Here is a 7,143-nt window from a genome sequence, read left to right on the forward strand (position 1 = left end):
TCAGCATCAGTTTCAGAATCAGTATCAGCGTCTGAATCAGTATCAACTTCTGTATCCATTTCAGAATCATTGAGTACTTCAACTTCACTTTCTACATCAGTATCAGCATCAGCATCTAACTCTTCATCAAATTCTGAAAGTGAAAAACCTCAAGGTGAAGTTATTATTACTTACATCCGTGAGAATGATGGTAAGGAAATTAAAGTCCAACGTCAAGATACTCCTAAGTCAGACTACAACACGCCTTATGACACTACTGAGAACGATGAACAACCTAAGTACATTGAGTTTGAAGGTAAGAAATACGAACGTGTACCGGCTGGTGATTATCCAGTAGGTAAAGTTGATAGTGAAGGACATCTTGAAACTTCTGATCCAATCAAAGGTAAAGTAGAAAAACCAGTTTCTAAGATTACTTATGTTTATAAAGAGGTTAAAGAAGAACCAGCACAACCTAAGGGTAATGTATATGTTCACTACGTAGACACTGAAGGTAACAAGATCAAGGAATCTGTAACGGACGAAAAAGATCAACCAGTTGATAAAGATTACGATACAGTAGTAGACAACCGTCCACAAACAATCGAGTTCCAAGGTAAGACATACGAATTGGTACCAGCAGGTAACTACAAAGTAGGTCAAGTCGATGAACAAGGTCACTGGACAGGTGATGACGCTACAACTGGTAAAGTAATCGAAGGTGATAAGAATGTCACTTACGTCTACAAACTTAAGGAAGATCCAACGAAACCTAAAGAAGGTGAAGTAATCATCACTTACATCCGTGAAGAAGATGGTAAGGAAATTCAAAAACCTCGTCAAGATACACCAAACTCACCATATGACACACCATATAACACAACTGAGGAAGGTGAAAAACCTAACACAATCAAGACTCCAGACGGTAAGACATACAAGATCGTACCGAAAGGTGACTACCCAGTAGGTAAAGTTGACGGCGATGGACACTTGGAATCATCTGATCCAATTAAAGGTAAAGTTGACAAACCTAAATCAACTATCACTTACGTTTATAAAGAAGTGAAGGGTAATGTATACGTTCACTATGTAGACGTCAATGGTAACAAGATTAAAGACGATGTCACTGACGAAAAAGATCAACCAGTTGATAAAGATTACGATACAGTAGTAGACAACCGTCCACAAACAATCGAGTTCCAAGGTAAGACATACGAATTGGTACCAGCAGGTAACTACAAAGTAGGTCAAGTCGATGAACAAGGTCACTGGACAGGTGATGACGCTACAACTGGTAAAGTAATCGAAGGTGATAAGAATGTCACTTACGTCTACAAACTTAAGGAAGATCCAACGAAACCTAAAGAAGGTGACGTTATCATCACTTACGTAGACGAAAAAGGTAAAGAAATCAAGAAACCTCGTCAAGACACACCAAACTCACCATATGACACACCATATAACACAACTGAGGAAGGTGAAAAACCTAACACAATCAAGACTCCAGACGGTAAGACATACAAGATCGTACCGAAAGGTGACTACCCAGTAGGTAAAGTTGACGGCGATGGACACTTGGAATCATCTGATCCAATTAAAGGTAAAGTTGATAAACCACGTTCAATCATCACTTACGTCTACAAAGAAGTCAAAGGTGACGTTTACGTTCACTACAAAGACACTGAAGGTAACACTATCAAGACTTCAGTAGTTGACGAAAAAGATCAACCAGTTGATAAAGACTACGATACAGTTGTAGACAACCGTCCAAAAGAAATCCAATACAATGGTAAGACATATGAATTGGTTCCAGCAGGTAACTACACTGTAGGTAAGGTTGATGGACAAGGTCACCTTGAGTCATCAGACGCTACAACAGGTAAAGTTATCGAAGGACGTAAAGACGTAACTTACATCTACAAACTTAAAGAAGAACCAACTCAACCTAAGGGTAATGTTTACGTTCACTATGTGGACGAAAATGGTAAGACCATCAAGACATCAGTGGTTGATGAGAAAGATCAACCAGTAGGTAAAGACTACGATACAGTTGTGGATAATCGTCCTAAGACAATCGTGACTCCAGATGGTAAAGTTTACGAATTGGTACCACAAGGTAACTACCCAGTAGGTAAAGTTGATGGACAAGGTCACTTGACAACAACTGATCCAACAACAGGTAAAGTTATCGAAGGTGATAAGAACGTTACTTATGTTTACAAACTTGTGAAGACACCAACCGTTCCAACACCAAATACTCCAGTGCCACCAACTCCAACACCAAATACTCCTGTAGATCCAACACCTAATAAACCAATGGATCCAACACCAAACACACCAGTGAACCCAGTTCCTGAGCAACCGGCTCAACCAGCTCCAGCTCTTGAACAACTTCCAAATACTGGTGAAACAGGATCTGTAGCTTCAGCTCTTCTTGGAGCAGTTGCAGGGGTTGCAGGGGTTGCAGCACTTGGACGTCGCAAAGAAGAAGAAAAATAATCTTCTATCCTAATTTGATTCGGTCATTTCAAGTATGTGGGAAATGAAAAAGGATCCAAAAAGAGAACCTTCGGGTTCTCTTTTTGTATGCTGTTATTTGTGTTAAAAACTAGTCTTAATTAGTTACTTTTGGGGAAAATTAGTGTATAATAACTCGATATCTAAAATTTAAGGAGCGAACATGTTTTTTAAACGTTCGAAGGGTGATTTTCGCGAAACGGAGCGAATCACGCGTTATAAATTGATCAAATCAGGAAAGAATTGGGTACGGGCATCTGTTTCTCGGTTAGGCCTATTTCGTGTCATGCGAGGTGGTGTGGATGAAAATATTGTGGTTCGATATGATGATTCTTCACGTCAAATGCCTGCGGATCTGGTTAAAGGGATGGTTGTGCTAGGGGCTCTGGCTGGGGCGACCACGGTTGCCAATCCAGTATTTGCCGAGGAAAATGAGATGAATACGACTGTTGGGTCTGAAATTAGCCCATCGACCGGCATTGTTGATCAGGATAGTTTTGTTTTGGGTACGATGTCTGCTGTGGATTCTGTCTCAGCGAGTCAGTCCATAAGTGAATCCATCTCATTTTCAGAGTCAGCTAGTGAAAGCCTTTCTCTGTCTCAATCGGTGTCTTTGAGTGAATCTCATGGTGTCAGTGCTTCAGCGAGTCCGTCCACTTCAGAAATTGCTAGTAGCACTCTCTCAGAGAATGACGCTATTCATGTAGCTACTTCTGAAACGAGTGAGAAAGTAGCAGTGGCTCAGACCACTCGCTCGGAAGACCAGGTGAAGCGTCTGCAAGTCTTAGCTTTGGATTTATACACCTATCGGGCACAGGCTCTGGAAATCCCTGGGACAGAAACTGCTATTGAAAATGGAGATCTGGCTTTGGAGGCTATTCGTGTAGGTTTGTCCAATCCGGCAATTCAAATCGATGCCGTGGAAAGTCAAGCAAAAACCGCTCGGAATCGTTTGGTCAACGCGGTGCTGCGCGCGACATCTGGTCAGCGCGACCCTCGAAATGGGAACCGTATTGACACAGATACCAGCCTCCGTGCACCCCAGTATAATTTAGGTCCGGCTAACAATGCCTTGATTTCTGTTTATAACTCTGACTACATCAATCAGGCTTATAATGTTGTTGAAACCATTCCTACACGAAATAGTATTAAAAGCCTTGGCTACGCTTCTGGTAGTGATCGTGTGAATGGCATCAATTTTCCTCAGACGTCGGCACTAAGAAATAGTGCAGTAGCATTTAATATTATGGGAACTGTTGGCCAGACAGAAGTCGTAACGCCTGGAAAAATTTATAATCTTTCTTTTGTAGTGACGAATACGGCTAAGCAGTCAGTGACACGTACGCTACGAATCCAGGTCTTGCCGCAAAATGATGGTATTCGTAATCCGATTACGACTGTGACAACGAGTACTTTTGTTAATGACACAAGTAATCTCGCTCAAGCCGAAAAAGATAAGGTTTGGGAGGCTTTTAAGACTGCTAACCCAAATATTGCGACCTCTAAGGACTTTAAGTCTTATTCCGTCTCAGCAACGGGTGTAGTAACCATTACTTATAAAGATAACACCACAAATGATGTAACTGCTCCTGTTAAGCGCCTAGCAGCACCGACGGTTGAGACTCGCTTACTAGAGAAAGCCTATACTCAAACACCTGTAACGGTGACGGGGGCTGAGCCAGGGTCTACTGTTGTCTTGTACAATAATGATGATGAAATCGGAACAGCAGTGGCAGATGCTTCGGGTCAAGCGATTGTGACGCCGACTGTTAAGTTACAAACGGGTGGTGTAACAGCCAAAGCTCGCATCATGTATGGTGATTATGCGGTGTATTCAGATGCCAGTAATTCCGTGGCTGTAACTGACGGAACGCGTCCTGAAGTGACGGCCAAGTTGACTGTCGATGGTGTGGAACCTAAGTCTACGCCTCTCGAAGGTGGTGGAAAAAACTATACCATCTATGCTGGCGATGATGCTGTTTTGACTTTCACGGCAACGGATGACAGTGGCAAGCTTAAAGAAATGAAAGTCGTTGCAAGAGCCGATTTGAATGACAATGCCTTGAACGGCAATTTCTTTGGTAGTAGCCAGTACGGAACTGGTAATATTGCTCTTATCACGGGTGATATTACGGCTACCAGTGCGAACCCTGCAACCATCACAACGACCATTCATTTGAAGGATGATCTTTACCATACCTACCGAAATACATGGCAACGCAACGTTGCGGCTATTGACAATGCCTCCAATATGAACCGTCCAAACGGTTTGGGTGAGATTCGGATTACTCAGGGGCGTCTCGCTGATCGTACGCCAGGTGTGGCGCCGACAAGCACTATTCAGGTGACCAGCCTGACAGCATTGACTGATGCAGATAAGAGCAAGGTGATTGCTGCTGTGTCGGCAGTCAACCCAGAGGTAGCTAACCGGATTAAGTCCTATACGGTTAATAGTGATGGTACAGTCACCATTACTTATAAAGATAGTACGACCAATGTCGTAGCGGTGAAACTGTCAGATAGCGATCACAGTCAGTCTGTATCAAACAGTCAGAGTGCATCTGCGAAGACTTCGCAATCGATCAGTCAGTCTTTAAGTGCTAAGCAATCACAGAGCGTATCGGCTCAGCAGAGCGTTTCATTGAGCCAGTCACTGAGCTCGGTTCGCTCACAAAGTTTGTCAGCTTCACTAAGTCAATCAGCTTCTGCAAGTGTCTCAGCTCAAGCAAGTCTATCTCGCAGTCAATCGTTGAGCAAGGAGATTTCTCAATCTCAATCCGCTTCAACGAGTCAATCTGTATCGACAAGAAAATCTGAATCTGAGAAGGTTTCTGAATCAGCTTCTGCAAGTGTCAGTGCCTTGCAGTCTGCTTCGGTATCGGCGAGTGTATCCAAGGTGGTTAGCCAGTCTGTCTCAAGTTCGACATCCGCTTCAACGAGCGCCTCTGTTTCAGTGAGTCAGTCAGCATCAGCATCGCTTTCACAGTCGGTATCAGAGTCACTAAGTCAATCGACTCGCGAGTCGGCTTCAAAATCCGTAAGCCAATCGCAATCTGAGTCTGCATCAGTATCTTTGAGTGAGTCCGCTAGAAAATCAGCATCGTTGAGCACTTCCGTATTAGAGAGTCAATCAGCCTCAACTTCGGTGTCGGTTTCAACCTCTGAATCGGTGTCAGCCTCTGAATCAGTTTCAGCCTCAGAATCAGCATCAACCTCTGAATCAGCATCAACCTCTGAATCGGTCTCAGCGTCCGAGTCAGCATCTACATCAGAATCAGTATCAACATCCGAATCGGTTTCTACATCTGAGTCAGTTTCAGCCTCAGAATCAGTGTCTGCTTCTGAATCGGCATCAACATCGGAGTCAGTCTCAGCGTCTGAATCTGTGTCAGTGTCCGTCTCAGCGTCAGAATCAATCTCAACCTCAGAATCAGTCTCGACCTCTGAGTCAGTTTCAGTCTCTGAATCTGTATCTACGTCTGAGTCAATTTCAACCTCAGAGTTGGCATCTACCTCTGAGTCAGTTTCTGTATCTGAATCAGTCTCAACGTCTGAGTCAATCTCGACCTCTGAATCATTGTCAGCATCGTTGAGCACCTCAGTATCTGAAAGTCAGTCAGTCTCTGCTTCAGTGTCAGTTTCGACTTCAGAGTCGGTTTCAATGTCAGAATCAGCCTCTGCGTCCGAGTCAGCGTCAACTTCTGAATCAGCGTCAACCTCTGAGTCAGCATCAGATTCCGAGTCAGTCTCAGCGTCGGAATCAGTGTCAACGTCAGAATCAGTGTCTACATCTGAGTCAGTCTCGACGTCTGAGTCGGTATCTACATCTGAGTCAGTGTCAACATCCGAATCAGCTTCTGCGTCTGAGTCAGTGTCAACTTCTGAATCAGCCTCTGCTTCTGAATCAGTCTCAACCTCTGAATCAGTATCTACGTCTGAGTCGGTGTCAACATCCGAATCAGCCTCAACCTCTGAGTCAGTATCAGCATCCGAATCAGTTTCAATATCCGAGTCGGTTTCTGCATCCGAGTCTGTCTCAACATCCGAGTCAATTTCAGCCTCTGAGTCGGTTTCAACATCCAAATCAGTGTCTACCTCAGAATCGGCATCTGCATCCGAATCAGCTTCTGCGTCTGAGTCAGTATCAACATCCGAATCTGCATCTGCTTCTGAATCACTCTCGACATCCGAATCAGTATCAACGTCTGAGTCAGTTTCAACGTCCGAGTCAGTATCAACATCCGAGTCGATTTCTGTATCTGAATCAGTGTCTACGTCTGAATCGGAATCGACATCCGAATCAGTTTCTGCATCTAAGTCGGTTTCTGCATCCGAGTCTGTCTCAACCTCTGAATCAGTTTCAACATCAGAATCATTCTCAGTCTCTGAATCAGCCTCTGCGTCCGAGTCAGCGTCAACTTCTGAATCAGCGTCTGAGTCAGCGTCAGCCTCTGAGTCAGCATCAGTCTCTGAGTCGGCCTCTACGTCTGAGTCGGTTTCAGCCTCTGAATCAGTATCAACATCCGAGTCAATTTCAGCCTCTGAGTTGGTTTCAACGTCTGAATCAGTCTCAGCGTCTGCATCGGTTTCTGTATCCGAATCAGTGTCTACGTCCGAGTCGGTTTCTGTATCAGAATCAGTGTCAAC

General features: G+C 44.1%; 3 protein-coding genes and 3 pseudogenes. 3 read left to right on the top strand and 3 right to left on the bottom strand.

What is annotated here, in order from left to right:
• Together HMPREF2918_RS00520 and HMPREF2918_RS11470 are read left to right on the top strand one after the other, a co-directional pair.
• Positions 1-2,478: MucBP domain-containing protein (locus tag HMPREF2918_RS00520; RefSeq protein ID WP_256263164.1), on the top strand; the 2,478-nt coding region annotated here is incomplete at its 5' end.
• A 181-nt stretch (positions 2,479-2,659) separates the two neighbouring features.
• Positions 2,660-4,069, top strand: a pseudogene (locus tag HMPREF2918_RS11470) (accessory Sec-dependent serine-rich glycoprotein adhesin); the annotation flags it as partial.
• A 261-nt stretch (positions 4,070-4,330) separates the two neighbouring features.
• Here HMPREF2918_RS11470 and HMPREF2918_RS11475 read toward each other — a convergent pair.
• On the bottom strand, positions 4,331-4,693 hold the full coding sequence (locus HMPREF2918_RS11475) for a hypothetical protein (RefSeq protein ID WP_256263165.1): 363 nt from the start codon (positions 4,691-4,693) through the stop codon (positions 4,331-4,333).
• Between the two features lie 54 nt (positions 4,694-4,747).
• Here HMPREF2918_RS11475 and HMPREF2918_RS11480 point away from each other — a divergent pair.
• Positions 4,748-4,990, top strand: a pseudogene (locus HMPREF2918_RS11480) (hypothetical protein); the annotation flags it as partial.
• Between the two features lie 632 nt (positions 4,991-5,622).
• Here the strand turns inward: HMPREF2918_RS11480 and HMPREF2918_RS11485 are convergent.
• Together HMPREF2918_RS11485 and HMPREF2918_RS11735 are read right to left on the bottom strand one after the other, a co-directional pair.
• On the bottom strand, positions 5,623-6,093 hold the full coding sequence (locus HMPREF2918_RS11485; protein WP_256263166.1) for an MSCRAMM family adhesin SdrC: 471 nt from the start codon (positions 6,091-6,093) through the stop codon (positions 5,623-5,625).
• Between the two features lie 15 nt (positions 6,094-6,108).
• Positions 6,109-7,143 (bottom strand): annotated as a pseudogene (locus HMPREF2918_RS11735) (hypothetical protein); the annotation flags it as partial.

The sequence above is a fragment of the Streptococcus sp. HMSC065C01 genome (genome assembly GCF_001813525.1).
Lineage (GTDB): Bacteria > Bacillota > Bacilli > Lactobacillales > Streptococcaceae > Streptococcus > Streptococcus parasanguinis_V.